Origin of the sequence: Pseudomonas putida, assembly GCF_026625125.1 — a bacterium.
GTDB lineage: Bacteria > Pseudomonadota > Gammaproteobacteria > Pseudomonadales > Pseudomonadaceae > Aquipseudomonas > Aquipseudomonas putida_X.
This window is the reverse complement of sequence record NZ_CP113097.1, coordinates 4,308,067-4,323,847: the sequence shown is the minus strand read 5'-3', so window position 1 is coordinate 4,323,847 and position 15,781 is coordinate 4,308,067. Positions and strand designations below refer to the sequence as shown.

Annotated in this window: 16 protein-coding genes; 6 read left to right on the top strand and 10 right to left on the bottom strand. The window is 63.9% G+C overall.

Going from position 1 to position 15,781, the window contains the following annotated elements; translation table 11 throughout:
* Nucleotides 1-4: 4 nt before the first annotated feature.
* Complete coding sequence (locus OSW16_RS19900; protein ID WP_012315632.1) at nucleotides 5-592, bottom strand: YecA family protein; 588 nt, start codon at nucleotides 590-592, stop codon at nucleotides 5-7.
* 244 nt (nucleotides 593-836) lie between these two features.
* Here OSW16_RS19900 and recQ point away from each other — a divergent pair, with 244 nt between their 5' ends.
* Nucleotides 837-2,981 carry a DNA helicase RecQ gene (gene recQ, locus OSW16_RS19895; protein ID WP_267817868.1) on the top strand — a complete coding sequence of 715 codons (2,145 nt, stop codon included), beginning with the start codon at nucleotides 837-839 and terminating at the stop codon, nucleotides 2,979-2,981.
* 141 nt (nucleotides 2,982-3,122) lie between these two features.
* On the top strand, nucleotides 3,123-3,560 hold the full coding sequence (locus OSW16_RS19890; protein WP_267817866.1) for a MarR family transcriptional regulator: 438 nt from the start codon (nucleotides 3,123-3,125) through the stop codon (nucleotides 3,558-3,560).
* A 21-nt stretch (nucleotides 3,561-3,581) separates the two neighbouring features.
* Here OSW16_RS19890 and OSW16_RS19885 read toward each other — a convergent pair whose 3' ends face one another.
* The gene (locus tag OSW16_RS19885) at nucleotides 3,582-5,765 is read right to left on the bottom strand and encodes a patatin-like phospholipase family protein (protein ID WP_267817864.1); all 2,184 of its coding nucleotides are present in this window, start codon (nucleotides 5,763-5,765) and stop codon (nucleotides 3,582-3,584) included.
* A 66-nt stretch (nucleotides 5,766-5,831) separates the two neighbouring features.
* Here OSW16_RS19885 and OSW16_RS19880 point away from each other — a divergent pair, with 66 nt between their 5' ends.
* Nucleotides 5,832-6,113 (top strand): SelT/SelW/SelH family protein, encoded by a 282-nt coding sequence (locus OSW16_RS19880; RefSeq protein WP_267817862.1) that lies wholly within the window; start codon nucleotides 5,832-5,834, stop codon nucleotides 6,111-6,113.
* Here OSW16_RS19880 and OSW16_RS19875 read toward each other — a convergent pair whose 3' ends face one another.
* Nucleotides 6,114-7,004, bottom strand: a complete 891-nt coding sequence (locus tag OSW16_RS19875; protein WP_267817859.1) for a DMT family transporter — start codon at nucleotides 7,002-7,004, stop codon at nucleotides 6,114-6,116.
* A gap of 110 nt (nucleotides 7,005-7,114) precedes the next feature.
* Entirely contained in the window at nucleotides 7,115-7,888 is a 774-nt protein-coding gene (locus OSW16_RS19870; protein WP_267817857.1) for a helix-turn-helix domain-containing protein, read from the bottom strand.
* A gap of 127 nt (nucleotides 7,889-8,015) precedes the next feature.
* Here OSW16_RS19870 and OSW16_RS19865 point away from each other — a divergent pair, with 127 nt between their 5' ends.
* Nucleotides 8,016-8,828 (top strand): UDP-2,3-diacylglucosamine diphosphatase, encoded by an 813-nt coding sequence (locus OSW16_RS19865; RefSeq protein ID WP_267817855.1) that lies wholly within the window; start codon nucleotides 8,016-8,018, stop codon nucleotides 8,826-8,828.
* 15 nt (nucleotides 8,829-8,843) lie between these two features.
* On the opposite strand, the gene OSW16_RS19860 is transcribed toward OSW16_RS19865, so the two are convergent.
* Entirely contained in the window at nucleotides 8,844-9,155 is a 312-nt protein-coding gene (locus tag OSW16_RS19860) for a DUF962 domain-containing protein (protein WP_241804656.1), read from the bottom strand.
* 155 nt (nucleotides 9,156-9,310) lie between these two features.
* On the opposite strand from OSW16_RS19860, the gene OSW16_RS19855 reads away from it, so the two are divergent.
* Complete coding sequence (locus OSW16_RS19855) at nucleotides 9,311-10,372, top strand: AraC family transcriptional regulator (protein WP_267817853.1); 1,062 nt, start codon at nucleotides 9,311-9,313, stop codon at nucleotides 10,370-10,372.
* Here the strand turns inward: OSW16_RS19855 and OSW16_RS19850 are convergent.
* Nucleotides 10,329-11,783 (bottom strand): TrkH family potassium uptake protein, encoded by a 1,455-nt coding sequence (locus OSW16_RS19850; protein ID WP_241804654.1) that lies wholly within the window; start codon nucleotides 11,781-11,783, stop codon nucleotides 10,329-10,331. The two genes, OSW16_RS19855 and OSW16_RS19850, sit on opposite strands and share 44 nt — an antisense overlap.
* 181 nt (nucleotides 11,784-11,964) lie before the next feature.
* Here OSW16_RS19850 and OSW16_RS19845 point away from each other — a divergent pair, with 181 nt between their 5' ends.
* Complete coding sequence (locus OSW16_RS19845; protein ID WP_267817849.1) at nucleotides 11,965-12,522, top strand: NAD(P)H nitroreductase; 558 nt, start codon at nucleotides 11,965-11,967, stop codon at nucleotides 12,520-12,522.
* 113 nt (nucleotides 12,523-12,635) lie between these two features.
* Here the strand turns inward: OSW16_RS19845 and OSW16_RS19840 are convergent, their stop codons facing one another.
* The 4 genes from OSW16_RS19840 to OSW16_RS19825 all read right to left on the bottom strand — a co-directional run bounded on the left by OSW16_RS19840 (nucleotide 12,636) and on the right by OSW16_RS19825 (nucleotide 15,780).
* On the bottom strand, nucleotides 12,636-13,976 hold the full coding sequence (locus OSW16_RS19840) for a sensor histidine kinase (RefSeq protein WP_267817847.1): 1,341 nt from the start codon (nucleotides 13,974-13,976) through the stop codon (nucleotides 12,636-12,638).
* Between the two features lie 58 nt (nucleotides 13,977-14,034).
* Complete coding sequence (locus OSW16_RS19835; protein ID WP_241804651.1) at nucleotides 14,035-14,451, bottom strand: Spy/CpxP family protein refolding chaperone; 417 nt, start codon at nucleotides 14,449-14,451, stop codon at nucleotides 14,035-14,037.
* A 273-nt stretch (nucleotides 14,452-14,724) separates the two neighbouring features.
* Nucleotides 14,725-15,402: a response regulator transcription factor gene (locus OSW16_RS19830; RefSeq protein WP_241804650.1), complete on the bottom strand. Its 678-nt coding sequence runs from the start codon at nucleotides 15,400-15,402 to the stop codon at nucleotides 14,725-14,727.
* 78 nt (nucleotides 15,403-15,480) lie between these two features.
* Nucleotides 15,481-15,780: a YciI family protein gene (locus tag OSW16_RS19825; protein ID WP_039604111.1), complete on the bottom strand. Its 300-nt coding sequence runs from the start codon at nucleotides 15,778-15,780 to the stop codon at nucleotides 15,481-15,483.
* Nucleotide 15,781: the final 1 nt, after the last annotated feature.

Here is a 15,781-nt window from a genome sequence, read left to right as displayed (position 1 = left end):
CGACTCAGTGGTGGCGGGGCTTGAGCAGCGCAGGCTTCTCGTCAGGCGCGTGCAGCAGCAGGAACAACGCGCTCAGCGCCTCTGGGATCTGCACGATCATGTCGTCCTGCAGGTTGGCGTTGCTGGCGATGTCGGCGAACTCCGGCTGCTCGTCGAACAGGCCCGAACCGACCATGATCGGCAGCAGCATCTCGCTGACTTCTTCTTCGGCGTTCTCGAACCAGGCCTCTTCACGCAGGAAAACGCCTTCCATGAAGCCGATGCACCAGCCGCGCAGGTCGGAGTCGTCCGGCTCGTCGGTCAGGTCCAGGTCGCACGGCAGGTCGAATTCTTCGTCGCTGGCCAGCTGACGGGCGATGTGGCCCTTCAGTGCCACCAAGGTAGCTTCGATCTCGGTGCGCTGGGCATCGCTGGCGTAATGAGGCTCTTCGGCGAACAGCGCGTCGATCCATTCACGCTCGGGGACGTCTTCCGAGCAGATCGACAGCGCGGTCAGGTAGCCGTGGGCGGCGACGTAGTCCAGCGCTTCTTCGTGCAGCTCGTCGGCGTCGAGGAAGGCTTGCAGGCGGGTCAGTTGCTCGGCGAAGGACATTACAGGGCTACCTTGGGGAATAAACGATAGTGAATTCTAGCACCTTGCGGCGATGGCGGGGCAAAGGGAACGTCTGTCACCGGGCATCCTGTACAGGCTGGCACTGGGGTATACTTCGCGGTTTTTCACCCAGGGGCGGGTTTCCCCGGCTTCTGGCAAAAGCCGCTTACGCATTTGGCGTGTGCGGAGCGGGTTTTTCGTCCAGCCTGTGTCCAGGATGGTACGGCGATTTGTGGAGTTGCACATGCTCGAACAGGCTCAGCGCGTTCTCAAGGATATCTTCGGCTACGACAGTTTCCGTGGGCGCCAGGCAGCAATCATCGAATGCGTGGCCAATGGCGGCGATGCCCTGGTGCTGATGCCCACCGGCGGCGGCAAGTCGCTGTGTTTCCAGGTACCGGGGTTATTGCGCCCGGGCCTGACCGTAGTGGTGTCGCCGCTGATCGCGCTGATGGACGATCAGGTCGCCACGCTCGATGAACTCGGGGTCGCGGCCGCGGCCCTGAACTCCACCCTCAGTGCCGAACAGCAGCGTGATCTGGCCGGGCGGCTGCGCCGCGGTGAAGTGAAGATGCTGTACCTGGCGCCTGAGCGCCTGGTGCAGCCGCGGATGCTGGATTTCCTGCGCGGCCTGGACGTTTCCCTGTTCGCCATCGACGAGGCCCACTGCGTTTCGCAATGGGGCCACGACTTCCGCCCCGAATACCTGCAACTGGGCCAGCTGGCCGAGCTTTTCCCGCATGTGCCACGCATCGCCCTTACCGCCACCGCCGACATGCGCACCCGTGAGGAAATCGTCCAGCGCCTGCACCTGCAGGGCGCCGAGCGCTTCCTGTCGAGCTTCGACCGGCCCAATATCTTCTACCGCATCGTGCCCAAGGAGTCGCCGCGCAAGCAGTTGATGGCCTTCCTCGGCGAGCGCCGCGGCAATGCCGGCATCGTCTACTGCCTGTCACGCAAGAAGGTCGATGAGACCGCCGCCTACCTGTGCGCCCAAGGCTTCCCGGCGCTGCCGTACCACGCCGGCCTGGCTGCTGAAACCCGTTCGGCCAACCAGCATCGCTTCCTCAACGAGGAAGGGCTGATCATGGTCGCCACCATCGCCTTCGGCATGGGCATCGACAAGCCCAACGTGCGCTTCGTCGCCCACCTCGACCTGCCCAAGTCGCTCGAGGCTTATTACCAGGAGACGGGGCGTGCCGGCCGGGATGGCCTGCCGTCCGATGCCTGGATGGCCTACGGCCTGCAGGACATGGTGATGCTCAAGCAGATGCTGCAGAACTCCGACGGGGACGAGCGCCACAAGCGCGTCGAGCAACACAAGCTCGATGCCATGTTGGCGCTGTGCGAGGAAACCCGTTGTCGCCGCCAGGCGTTGCTGGCCTATTTCGATGAAGTCCTCGAACAGCCGTGCGGGCATTGCGACAACTGCGTCGACCAGGTCCAGACCTGGGACGCCACTGAGCCTGCGCGCCAGGCGCTGTCGGCGGTGTTCCGTACCGGCCAGCGGTATGGTGTCGGCCACCTGATCGATGTGCTGCTTGGCAAGGATACCGAAAAGGTACGCAATTTCGGCCACGAGAAACTGTCGGTGTTTGGTGTTGGCAAGGCGATGGCCGAGGTCGAATGGCGCTCGCTGTTCCGCCAGTTGGTGGCGCGCGGCCTGGTCGACATCGACCTGGAAGGCTACGGTGGCCTGCGCCTGTCCGACAGCTGCCGGCCGCTGCTGCGCGGCGAAGTGACCTTGCAGTTGCGTCGCGACCTAAAGCCCCAGACCGTGGCGAAAACGTCCTCGGGCGGCGGCAGCCCGGCCAGCCAGTTGGTGCGCGCCGAGGAGCGCGAACTGTGGGACGCGCTGCGCACGTTGCGCCGCAAGCTGGCCGAAGAGCACAGCGTGCCGCCTTATGTCATCTTCCCGGACTCAACGCTGCTGGAGATGCTGCGTAGCCAGCCCACCAGCCTCAGCGACATGGCCCAGGTCAGCGGCGTGGGTGCGCGCAAGCTGGAGCGCTACGGGCAGGCCTTCCTCGAAGTGCTCAATGACGCCGGTGGCACCACGGAGGCGCCCAAGGTGGTACTCGATCTGCGCCACGAACTGGTCAGCCTGGCCCGTGCCGGCATGACCCCGGCGCAGATCGCCGGCCAGCTCAATTGCAGCGAAAAGAACGTCTACAGCCTGCTGGCCGAAGCTATCGGCCGTCAGGAGCTGAGCCTGGACCAGGCGCTGGACCTGCCAGAAGACTTGCTGATGGAGGTGCAGGATGCCTTCCTCGATGGCGAAGGCGAGCTGCCGCCGGTTTCGGCCATCGCTCCGCTGTTCGGCGCGCGCCTGCCCGAAGGGGTGTTGTACTGCGTGCGTGCTGCGCTGGCAGCTGAGTTCGAGCTTTGATGATGGAAGACATTTCGGACATCCACTGATCAATGTCATCCTTTTTGACGACTTTCAGACATTTCCGGGCGGGGCAGCCTTGCCTGATGGCCCGGGGCATGGTTAGCTGACTAATAATTAGTTCTAGTCAATGAGTTGTTTATGCCCCTGACCGACAACCAACACCGTTTCGGCATGCAGCTGGCCCAGATGTCCCGTGGCTGGCGCGCCGAACTGGATCGCCGCTTGGCCGGGCTCAACCTGTCCCAGGCGCGCTGGCTGGTGTTGCTGCACCTGGCTCGTTTCGAAGAAGCGCCTACCCAGCGCGAGCTGGCCAAAAGCGTCGGCGTTGAAGGCCCGACCTTGGCGCGTCTGCTGGACAGCCTGGAAAGCCAGAGCCTGGTTCGACGCCAGGCGGTGCTTGAGGACCGGCGGGCGAAGAAGATCCAGCTGTGTCCTCCGGCAAAGCCGCTGATCGAGCAGATCGAAACCATCGCCAATGCCTTGCGCCTGGAATTGTTCACCGGGGTTGATGAGGCTGACCTGGACGTGTGCATGCGCGTGCATGCAAAGATTCTGGCCAACCTGGAAAAGTCCTGAGGCCCGATTCGGCCTTCAGGCTTAGAACGTGTTCCCCAGGTTCAAGTAGATTGCCTGCTCATCCGCGGTGTTAGCGCCATAGCTGAGGCTCAGCGGCCCCAGGGGCGTGTCCAGCCCCAGGAAGATACTGGCGGCATTGATGTAGCCACTGTCGAACTCATTGTCATTGTTCCACGCCCGCCCGCGCTCCAGGGACCCGCCGATGTAGAGTGGAAAGTCCAGCGGCAGATAAGAGCGCGGCGTGAGGCGGCGGTAATAGACCATGCGCAGCAGGCTCACGTTCTGCCCGGATACCGAGTCCTGGCGGAAGCCGGACAGTTGCCGTGCCCCGCCAAGCACAAAGCTCGACGTCACCACCTCGGTGTCGTCGAGCGTGCGACCATACCCCCCACCGAGCACCAGCGTGTTCGGCCCGCTGCTCAATGCCTTGTCCAGATTGAACATCCATTGGCGGTAGTCCGCGTCCGAGTCCAGCGATTTGTCGTATTTGCGCAGGGTCAGGCCTATGTTCTCGCCACTGTGCGGGAAGTACACATTGTCGAGCGTGTCGAACGAGTATTTCAGCTCGTAGAAGCCTTCGTTGAAACTGAGCTTGGGCAGGTCCTGTTCGCCGATGCGCACCTCGGCCTCGCCCCAGGCCTTGCCCGCACCCAGGCGCACTTCGCCATAGGTGCCGATCTGGCGGCCGATGTTGAGGCCAAAGCCATAGCGTTCGAGGCGGTATTCGGCTATCGGATCGCTGTCCAGGGTGGCTTCGATATTCTGCGAGCCGAAGTCCAGATAAGGGGCGATGAAGTAGCGTGAACCCACGTCAAGTGGCTGGTAGAACTCGCTGTAAAGCTCTTGCTTGTCCCCGATCTGCGCGCGCGTCAGCCACTCGGCGCCCAGTTGGTTGATACCGTTGACCCGATAGCTGGCGCCCAGGTTGAAGGCACTGTCCCCGCGCAGGTCATCCGACAGGTTCAGGCCCAGGCGCAGGTAATCGGTGCCGCCGCGCTTGCCGCGGGCGTTGATCACCAAGGTGTTGTCGTTGCCTTTGTGGACCACGCGGTATTGCACGCGGTCGAAGTAGTCCAGGCCATACAAGGTGCCCATGTCGGTTTGCAGCCGGTCGAGCTCCAGCGGCTCGCCGATCGGCTGGCGGATGTAATAGCGGATCACGTCATCGCTGACCTTGGAGTCGTTCTCCACCTTGATGGCGGTGATCACCGGGGTGCGTTGGCGTGGTGAGCGTGCCATGGCCAGTTCGGCATCCCCTTCAGGCTGGCGCAGGGCCGCCAGGCGAGGGTCGAGCAGGCGGGTTGCGCGGTAGCCGGCTTCGATCATGTCGCGCGCGCGGCCGAAGTCGGTGACGCCGAACGCGGCCAGCTGTGGCTGGATGAGGATGTCATCTCTGTGCAAACTGGCCAGCTGCTCTTCGGAATTGCGCCGGGTCATCAGCGTGATGGACTGGTTGAGTACGTCCACCACCGTGGCCAGTTGTTTGCGGTCACGCAGCGGGGTGCCGATATCGACCACGATGGCCAGGTCAACGCCCATGTCCCGGGCGACATCCACGGGTATGTTGTCGACCATGCCGCCATCGACCAGCAGGCGCCCATCAAGCTCGACCGGGGCGAATACCGCCGGGATCGACATGCTGGCGCGGATCACTTGGGGCAGGTGGCCGCGGCGGAATACCACTTTCTCGCCGCTGGCGATGTCGGTTGCCACGGCGCGGAACGGTATCGGCAATTTGTCGAAATCGCGGGTATCGGCGGTGTGGGCCAGCTTGCTTTCCAGCAGCAGTGCGAGGTTCTGGCCTTGAATCACGCCCAGTGGCAGGCCGAGGCTGCCGTCGTCTCGAAAACTCAGCTTCTGCTTGACCAGAAAGTCGCGGTCGTCCTGCTTGCGCCGGAAGGGCACGTCCTTGCGCGGTGGGGCATCGGACAAGGCTTCCTGCCAGTCCAGCGTGGTGGCGAGCTTTTCCAGCTCCTCGACGCTGTAGCCGGACGCATACAGGCCGCCAACCACAGCGCCCATGCTGGTGCCGGCGATGGCGTCGATGCGCACGCCCTGTTCCTCCAGGGCCTTGAGCACGCCGATGTGGGCCAGGCCACGGGCGGCGCCCCCGGAGAGTACCAAACCGACCTTGGGGCGTGCCGCCTCGGCGAGCACGGTGAAGGAGCTGAGCGTCAGCAGGAGGCAGAACAGCAGGCGGCGCATCGTGAGTCTCAAACAGGGGGCTAAAGACCGCTAGTATAAGCGGCCATCACCTGGAGAAAGCGCACCATGGCCGACAACAAGCCGGAAATCATCATCACCTATTGCACGCAGTGCCAATGGCTGCTGCGCGCCGCCTGGCTCGCCCAGGAACTGCTCAGCACCTTCGCCGATGACCTGGCCAGGGTGGTGCTGGAGCCTGCTACCGGCGGTACTTTCCGCATCACTTGCAATGGCGTGCAGATCTGGGAGCGCAAGGCTGACGGTGGCTTCCCTGAGGCCAAGGTGCTCAAGCAGCGTGTGCGTGACCAGATCGACCCGCAGCGCGACCTTGGGCACAACGACCGCTGATCAGGCGCCCTCGGCCACGGTGCGTGGCCTGGGCGGCTGCTCGGCGGCAAGGCGGCTGGAGAGCACGATGGCGAAGATGATCAGTGCACCGCCCAGCAGCATGCGCAGGGTTGGGGTTTCGGCGAACACCATCCAGGCAACAGCGATGCCGTAGATCGGTTCCATGCCGAAAACCAACGCGGCAGTACGTGCCTTGATCACCGCCAGGCTGGCGACGAACAGGCTATGGGCGACGCCCGTGCAGAAAACCCCCAGCAGGGCGATCCACAGCCAATCCATGGGCTCTACCGTACCCAGGCCCTGCGCAGCGAACGGCAGCAGGCACAGGCCGACCACGAGGTTTTGCCACAGCGCTGCCTGAACGGCAGGCAAGCGCCCGGAGCCTGCCCGGTTGGTCAGCGACAGTAGCGAAAACAGCAGGCCGGAAAGCAGGGCCCATAGCAGCCCGCCCGTGGCGTCGCTGGCCAGGTCGAAAGAGGGCGTCACCAGCACCAGGCCGATACTCACCAGCAACACCAGCAGCGCTTCGTTGCGGCGGATGCGTTCACGGAACAGCAGCCCTTCGAGCATCACGGTAAATGCCGGGAAACTGGCGAAGCCCAGGGTGGCGATAGCCACGCCACCGACTTTGACGGCGATGAAGAAGCTGACCCAGTGGCCGGCCAGTAGCACACCGCCCAGCAAGAGGCGCTGGACGTCCTGGCTGCGCAGGCGCTGCCAGCCTGGGCCGGCGATGCTGGCGAACAGCGCAAGGGCAAGCACGGCAAAGGCGGCACGGCCGAAGACGATGATGGCTGGGCTCGCGCTGGCGGCCAGTTTGCCAAAGACGCCGGTCAGGCCGAAGAACAGTGCGCCGATGTGCAGGGCGCCCAGGGCGGTACGGTGGTTCATGGTGGTCCTTTGAAATCCGTCTGGTCAGGCCCGGCCTTGTCGTGCGGTGACCCCAACAGGCCGGGGCAGGCACAGTGTAAAGCCGCTGCCAAGCCCGGTCTGTCGCCACCCTAGCGCGGTTTGTCGCCAGATTCTCGTCGCAATGCACTCGGCACGCATCCGAACATGCGCAGCATCGCCGCTGAAAACGCACTTTGTGAGCTGTACCCCACCTGCGCGGCGATCTCTCCCATCGGCAGCAATGTCTGGGTAACCAGTTCGCGCGCCTTGAGCAAGCGCCGCTGGCGGAGGTAATCCATGGGCGTCATGCCGCACTCGGCCGTAAATCGCGCATGCAGCCGCGCACTGGACAATCCGGCGATGCGCGCCAGGTCGGCGACCTGCAGCGGGTAGGCTGCATGCTGCTCGATGTGGCTGTCGAAAGCGGCGTAAGGCAGGCGATGGCTGGGTGTGACATTGGCCGACGCCGCAGGGTTGAGGCAGGTCAGCAACAGCGCTGCGCCTTGGCGGGCGATCAGCGGGTCGTCCACCGGGCTTGCCGCCAGCCAGTCCACCAGTTGCTGTTGGCGAGGGTCCAGGCCCAGCGCGCCAGAGCGGTCCAGCAGGCGGCGGCTGGCGTCGGCATGCTCGCCGAGTTGCTCGTCCAGCCAATGGTCGCTCGGGACATCGAGCACCAGGCAGTGGCTGCCAGTATCGCTGCCACAGGTATGGTGAGCACCGGCGGGCACCACGATCAGGCCTTGACGGTCGATCCGCGCCCCGTGCCCTTGTACCTCGAAATCCAGCCGGCCGCGCAGGCCGAACACCAACTGTGGGTGGTCGTGGCTGTGAGCGATCACGTCATCGCGGTAGTGGCGAAGGGAAAGAATCGGGCCGGCGGCCATGGTGGGTCCTCGCAGGGCAGAGCGCCATTGTGCATCAATCCTGGCTGCTCAGCACCGGTCACATCGCTGCCACCAGCCTGTCATGTACCGATGCCAGTCTCCAGCAAACAGCGCCGGAGCCCGCCCCATGACCCATGCCGAACTCTCTCGCCCGTCGCGCAAGCAGCGCGTACGCACCCTGTGGATCTCTGACGTGCACCTGGGCACCCGCGACTGTCAGGCCGAACACCTGTCGCGCTTCCTCAAGGGCTACCAGGCCGACCGTCTCTACCTGGTCGGCGACATCATCGATGGCTGGAAGCTGCGTGGCGGTATCTACTGGCCCCAGGCCCACACCAATGTGATCCGCCGCTTGTTGACCCTGAGCAAACGCGGCACCGAGGTGATCTACGTGACGGGCAACCATGATGAGTTCCTGCGGCGCTACTCCCGGCTGGTTCTGGGCAACATCCACCTGGTGGACGAGGCTGAGCACCTCACGGCCGATGGCCGTCGGTTGCTGGTGATCCATGGTGACCAGTTCGATGTGATTACCCGCTACCACCGCTGGCTAGCGTTCCTTGGCGATCGTGCCTATGAATGCACCTTGGTGCTCAACCGCTGGCTCAACCATTGGCGGGCCCGCTACGGCTATGGTTATTGGTCACTTTCGGCCTACCTCAAGCACAAGGTCAAAGGTGCGGTGAACTTCATCAGCGATTTCGAGGATGCCATTGCCCATGAGTGCACCCGTCGTGGCTTTCACGGGGTGGTGTGCGGGCATATCCACCATGCCGAAATCCGCAAGGTCGGGAACGTGGATTACCTCAACTGTGGCGATTGGGTGGAGTCCTGCACTGCGCTGATCGAGCATTGGGATGGCAGCATCGAGCTGTACCGGTTGGCCGACACCCAGCTACGGCAGGCAGAGGGCGTGGCGGCGTCGCGCGAACCTGCGTGACAGCCGCCCGGGCAACTAGAGGCTGATCCTGCCCAGCAGAATGTCGCGGAACATGGCGAAATCGCCAATCAGGCTGTACAGCGGATGCTTGAAGGTCGCTGGCCGGTTTTTCTCGAAAAAGAAGTGCCCGACCCAGGCAAACCCATAGCCGAACACCGGCACCGCCAATAACAGCAGCCATTTGCCGCTGGCGATGGTGTACGCCAGCAGGGCGATCACCAGGCTGGTGCCGACGAAGTGCAGGCGCCGACAGGTGGGGTTGCTGTGCTCCCCCAGGTAATAGGGGTAGAACTCGGCAAAACTGCGAAACTGCGCTGAGCTGTTCATGGGCAGTGCTCCAGGATTGACACTTTTTGACAGGATACACGGCGTGGAGCCTGAATCGAGTCTAGAGTCATTGGCGGAGCCTACCAGTGACAATAGGCGCCAAATGAGTATCCTTGGGGTTAACCGCATGAAGCGGTGAGCATAAGAAGCCTGTCATGAGCGAGAGAACCACGTCAGCCAGCTGGGCATCAGGGATTGTGAAGGCGCTCGAGCTGGAAGGGCTCGATTGCCCGGCCATGTTCGAGCAGCTCGGCCTGGATTTCGCTGCCCTCGACGACCCCGATGCGCGCTTCCCGCAGGATGCCATGACCCGCCTTTGGCAACTGGCTGTAGAGCTGTCGGGCAATGAAGCGATTGGCCTGAACATGGCACGGGTGGTCAGGCCGGCTTCGTTCCATGTGGTGGGCTACGCGTTGATGTCCAGCCGCACCTTGGCCGAAGGTTTCGAGCGCCTGGTGCGCTACCAGCGCATCATCGCCGAAAGCTCCGATCTGAGCTTCCGCCTGGGGCCTGAGGGGTATTCGCTGATCCTCACCGTGCACGGTGATCACCTGCCGCCGACGCGGCACAGTGCGGAGGCTTCGCTGGCCTGTGCGCTGGCGCTGTGCAAGTGGCTCAGCGGGCGACCCATCCAGCCGCGGCGGGTACTGATCCAGGGGCCTCAACCCAAGGACGTCGAGCCCTACAAGGTGGCTTTCCATTCCCCGCTGGTGTTCGGTGCGCCCCACGATGCGCTGGTGTTCGAGCGCGCCGACATGGAAGCTGCGCTACCTACCGCCAATGAGGCCATGGCCATTCTGCACGACCGGTTTGCCGGGGAATACCTGGCACGCTTCTCTGAAAGCCGGGTGACCCACCGGGTGCGCCAGGTGCTATGCCGCATCCTGCCTCAGGGCGAACCGAAGCGGGAAACCCTGGCCCAGGCGCTGCACCTGTCCCAGCGCACGCTGCAGCGCCGCCTGCAGGAGGAGGGCACCAGCTTTCAGGCATTGCTGGACGACACCCGTCGTGAGCTGGCCGAGCAGTACCTCGCCCAGCCCGGCATGACCTTGCTGGAAACCGCCTACCTGTTGGGGTTCGCTGACCCGAGCAACTTCTACCGGGCCTTCCGCCGCTGGTTCGACGTTACCCCCAGCGAGTACCGCGCCCGTCTGGGCGCGGACCCCGAGGCGGTCAGTGACGCCAGAACGCCGGCATGCACAGCACCAGCACCGTGATGATCTCCAGGCGGCCGAGCAGCATGCCGCCGGCAAGAATCCACTTGGCAGCGTCCGGCAGCATGGCGTAGTTGCCTGCCGGGCCGATCACTTCACCCAGGCCCGGGCCGACGCCTGAAACGGTTGCCGCGGCGCCGGTCAGTGCGGTCATCCAGTCCACGCCCAGCAGCGACAATAGCAACGCCATCACGCAGATGGTGATCGCGAAGAAGAACGAGAAGGTCAGGATCGAGCGCACGATCTCTTCGTCCAGGCGATGGCCGTTGTATTTCTGCTTGATCACCGCACGTGGATGGATCAACTGGTTGAGGCTGGCCTTGAGCAGGATGTAGGCCACTTGGAAGCGGAAGATCTTGATACCGCCGGCGGTCGAACCAGAGCAGCCACCGACGAAGCCCAGGTAGAAGAACAGCATCAGCGAAAAATTGCCCCACAGGCTGTAATCGCCCAGGGCGAAACCGGTGGTGGTGACCACGGAGGTCACGTTGAACGCAACGTGGCGCAAGGCATCGAGCCAAGGCAGGTTGGTGGTGACCCAGTACCAGGTGCCCAGCACCAGCCAGGTGACCACCAGCAAGCCAAGCAGCCCCTGGACCTGCTGGTCGCGAATCAGCGCCCTGCGGTTGCCGCGCAAGGTGGCCACGTACAAGGCGAAGGGCAGGCTGCCCAGAATCATCACGACCACCGCGACCCAGTGCACGGCAGGGATGTCCCACTTGGCCAGGGACTGGTCAGAGGTGGAGAACCCCCCGGTGGAAATGGCTGACATGGCGTGGTTGATGGCGTCGAACGGCTTCATGCCGGCCCACCAGAAGGCCAGGGCGCCAAGCACCGAGAAGCAGACGTACACCCCGACGATAGACTTGGCGACCATGTGTGAGCGCGGCATGACCTTTTCCGAGCGGTCGGACGATTCGGTCTGGAACAGGCGCATGCCACCGATGCGCAGCAGCGGCAGGATCGCCACCGCCATGGCGATGAAGCCGATACCGCCGAGCCAGTGCAGCATCGAGCGCCACATCAGGATGCCCGGCGACATGGTATCCAGCCCGCTGAGCACGGTGGCACCCGTGGCAGTGATGCCGGACATGCTTTCGAAGAAGGCGTCGGTGTAGCTGATGTGCTGGGTCAGCAGGAAGGGCAGGGCGGCGAATACGCCTACCACCAGCCAGCTGCTGACGGTCAGCAGGTACATGTCGCGCGGACGCAGGTGCACATGCTCCGGACGGCCTTGGACGATCAGGAGCAAGCCTGCGACGAAGGTGATCAGGCTTGACCAGAGGAACGACGGCATGTCGCCGGTACGTTCGAAGATCACCAGCGTCGCCATGGGTACGACCATGCTGACCGCCAGGGTGATCAGGAAGATGCCGATGATGAAACCAATGATCCTTAAGGTCGGCAACGCCATGTGATCTGCTCTGACTTTGAACGGAGGGGCGCCATTCTACCTATGGGCCTGCCAGCTGCAAGCCGAGAGCTACCCGCAGGCAGAAATGGCAGTGTGCACCGGGTGGCTTCTGCGTGGCGCTTGCAGCTTGTGGCTTGCAGCTTGAGAATGGCCGCACATTCAACTGCCAGGAGGGTAGCCGATGGAGGCTCTCGACGCATTGCTCAACCGTGTATCCGTGCCACGCCTGACTGAACCTGCGCCCAATGCCGCCCAGCGCGAGGCGCTGTTCCAGGCTGCGCTGCGCGCGCCCGATCACGGCCAGCTGCGGCCATGGCGCTTTCTGACCATCGAAGGCCAGGGCCGCGACAAGCTCGGCGAGCTGTTTGCCGAAGCGGTGCAGAACAAGGGCGATGCCACCCAGGCTGCGCTGGACAAGGCCCGCGCCATGCCGTTGCGTGCGCCGCTGCTGATCGTGGTGATCGCCAAGCTGCAGGAGCACTACAAGGTGCCGATGTCAGAACAGCGCCTGGCCGCTGGCTGTGCCGCGCATGGCATTCTGATTGCCGCGCATGCCCAAGGCATCGGTGCCGTGTGGCGTACCGGCGACATGGCCTTCGATGCCCATGTGCACAAGGGCTTGGGGCTGGGCGAGAACGAAGAGTTGATCGGCTACCTGTATGTCGGCACGCCGCTGGCCGAGCCGCGTACGGCGCCAGTGCTGCAAACCGCCGAGTTCGTCAGCGCCTGGGGCCAGTAACGCCAGGGCCGCTGTGGCTTGATCGCCGGCAAGCAGGCCCCCACAAGGTGGTTTGCGTCAACGTTTAGACATTGGGTAAGGCAGCTGCTCCCACTGGTGCGGGAGCGCTGAATTCAGCTGCCAACCTCCACTTCCAGCGGCAACTCCAGGCGCGCGACAAAACCACCCTGTGGGTGGTTCGCAAGTACCAGGCTCCCGCCATGGCGCTCCGCCGCCTTGCGCGCAATCGCCAGCCCCAGGCCATGCCCCGCTGCTTCCTGCCCGGGGGCACGGAAGAACGGCTCACCCAGCTGCGCCAGGTGCTCGGCAGACACCCCAGGCCCATGGTCACGCACACTCACAACGATGCGCCCCTGCTCGCGCCCGGCGCGCACTTCGATCGGCTGCCCCTGTGGGTTGAAACGCAAGGCATTGCGCAGCAGGTTGTCAACGGCACGTTCAATCAGCGTTGGCCAGCCTTGCAAGGTCAAGCCCGGTTGCGCCTCCAGCCGAACGTCCTGCTCTGGCGCGCTGAGCTGTGCATCCTTGCGCACGCTGCCCAGCAGGGCGTTGAGGTCGACCGTTTCGGGGTGAGACTGTTCGGCATCGACCCGGGCCAGCGTGAGGATCTCGCTGATCAGGTCTTCCAGGCGGTCACATTCGCGGGTCAGGCGCGGCCACAAGGCTTGGCGTTGCTCGGCTTCAGCCCGTTCGGCGAGCGCCAGGGCGATGCGCAGGCGTGCCAGCGGCGAGCGCAGTTCGTGGGAAACGTCGCGCAGCAACTGGCGCTGGCTGCCGATCAGGCTCTGCAGGCGGGCGCCCATCTTGTTGAAGTCCTTGGCCAGCACGCCGAACTCATCGCGCCGTGCAGCCAGGCGCGCCAGGCTGTTCTGCTGGTAGCTGGCCTGGCCGAGGTCGTGCACAGCACTGCGCAAGCGGCTCAGAGGGCGGGTGATGGACAGGGTCACCAGCAGGCTGAACAGGGTCAGCACCACCAGGGCTATACCCAAGGCACTCAACGGCCAGAGCAGGCTCTCGCGGTGCCAGGCATCCAGTTCCGGGTGTGGAATTCGGTAGATCAGCAGGTACGTCTCGCCGCTCTCGGGGCTGGTGTACTCCTCGGTCAGGCGACGCCACGGCAGGTGCCGCTCGTCATTGCGCTGGCGCGCCTCGAAGGCTGCGGCACGGCGCGGGAAGGTACCGGGCACCACCGCCTGGCCACTGTCGTCGAGTACCTGTACATCGATCTTGAAGCGCTGCTTGCGACGTTCGAGGAAATGCTGGGCCGACGCCAGGCCTTCGTGTTCATAGTGCTTGACCCAACGGCTGGCGAGGGTACTGAGACCGGGGTGGCGGCTGAGTATCCAGGCATCCTGGTTGAGCATGTGGCCCAGCAGGATCGACAGGCCTGCGACCAGGGTGATAGCCAGCCAGAAACTGGCCAGGATGCGCCAGAACAGAGATCGCAAGAGCACCTCCTAAACGGGAAAAGCCCGGCCCGCTTGGGGGCGGGCCGGGCATGGGTGGGACAGCTTACTGGGCCTTGGCGGCTTTTTCAGCTTTCCAGGCCTGGAATTCCTTCCATTCAGCCTTGCGTGCTTCGCGGGCTTTCTGCAGTTCGTCGAACTTCTTTTGCTGCTCTGGCTTGAGCAGGGCGCGGACCTGGCTGTCGGTCTTGTCGCGGCTGGCCTTGAGTTCGTCTTTCATGGCTTTCTGGTCTGCTGCTGGCAGTTTGGCCAGGTAGCGTTCGGTGATGTCGTGGCGGTTTTTCATCTGCTCGCCCATCAGCTTGCCAATCTGCTGGCGCTGGTCGCGGCTCAGGTCCAGTTGGGCGAAAGGCGCGTCACCGCGATGATGCGGGCCGTCGTGACGTGGGCCGCCGTCGGGCATGGCCATGGCCACGGTCGGCAGGGCTGCGGCGAACATCAGGGCGATCAAGGTCTTGCGCATGGTGTCTCTCCTGTCATGGGCCGGTGGTTACCGGATGAGCTCAGTTTAGGGAGATCAAGGTCAGGCGCGGTCAGCGAACGGTAAAGGCTGGGTAAAGAAGGGGCTTTGAGCTGCAAGCTGCAAGCTGCAAGAAAAAGCCCGGCGTGCGCGCTCGCTCTTGCTTGAAGCTTGAAGCTTGAAGCTTGAAGCTTGAAGCTTGAAGCTTGCAGCTTGCAGCTTGCAGCTTGCAGCTTGCAGCTTGCAGCTTGCAGCTTGCAGCTTGCAGCTTGCAGCTCAGAGACTGTAGTAGTAGCCGCGGCTACGCAGTGCGACGATGCGGGGGCGGCCGTCGGCGTGGGGGCCGATCTTCTTGCGCAGGTTGCTGACATGCATGTCCAGGCTGCGATCGTAAAGGGTCAGCTTGCGGCCAAGGCCGATTTGCGCAAGCTCCTGCTTGTCCAGCGGCTCGCCAGGCTGGCGCAGCAAGGCTTCGAGGATGCGGCTTTCAGACAGCGTAAGGGTCATCTCGCGGCCATCGATGCTGACCACCCCGCGCACAGGGCTGAAGGCCAGATCGCCGATCTCCACCTGCGTCGTGGTGGCGGTCGGGTGGCTACGGCGCAGCACTGCGCGCAGGCGGGCGGTCAGCTCGCGCGGGTCGCAGGGCTTGGCCAGGTAATCATCAGCGCCCAGTTCCAGGCCAAGAATGCGGTCCAGAGGCTCGCCGCGGGCCGACAACATCAGCACCGGCAGTTCTGCGTGGTCGCTACGCAACTGCTTGAGCAGCTCAAGGCCGCTACCGTCAGGCAGCATCACATCGAGCACCACAGCTGCCGGCGCATGTTCGGCCAATGCCTGGCGCGCGCTCTGGCCATCATGGCAGGCACGGACGGCAAAACCTTCCTGGGTCAGCCAGCTGCCGAGCAGCTCGCAGAGTTCCTGGTCATCATCAATCAGTAACAGCTCGCTCATGACTCACTCAATTCAAATCGACGGCGTCTGACGCGCTCGCCAGTGGCAAAGATACCGCAGACGCCGACAATTTATCGATCAGGGCAAGACTTGCTTGAAGGGTTTGACGATGACCTGGTCGTAAACACCCGCAGCGATGTACGGGTCGGCATCGGCCCAGGCCTGGGCTGCGCTCAGGGAATCGAACTCGGCGACGATCAGGCTGCCGCTGAAGCCGGCTTCGCCCGGGTCGTTGCTGTCGATGGCCGGGTGCGGGCCGGCCAGCACCACGCGGCCTTCGCTTTGCAGCTGCTTCAGGCGCTCGATGTGCGCCGGGCGCGCGGCCAGGCGTTTTTCCAGGGAATTTGCGACGTCGCTGGCAATGATGGCGTAAAGCATG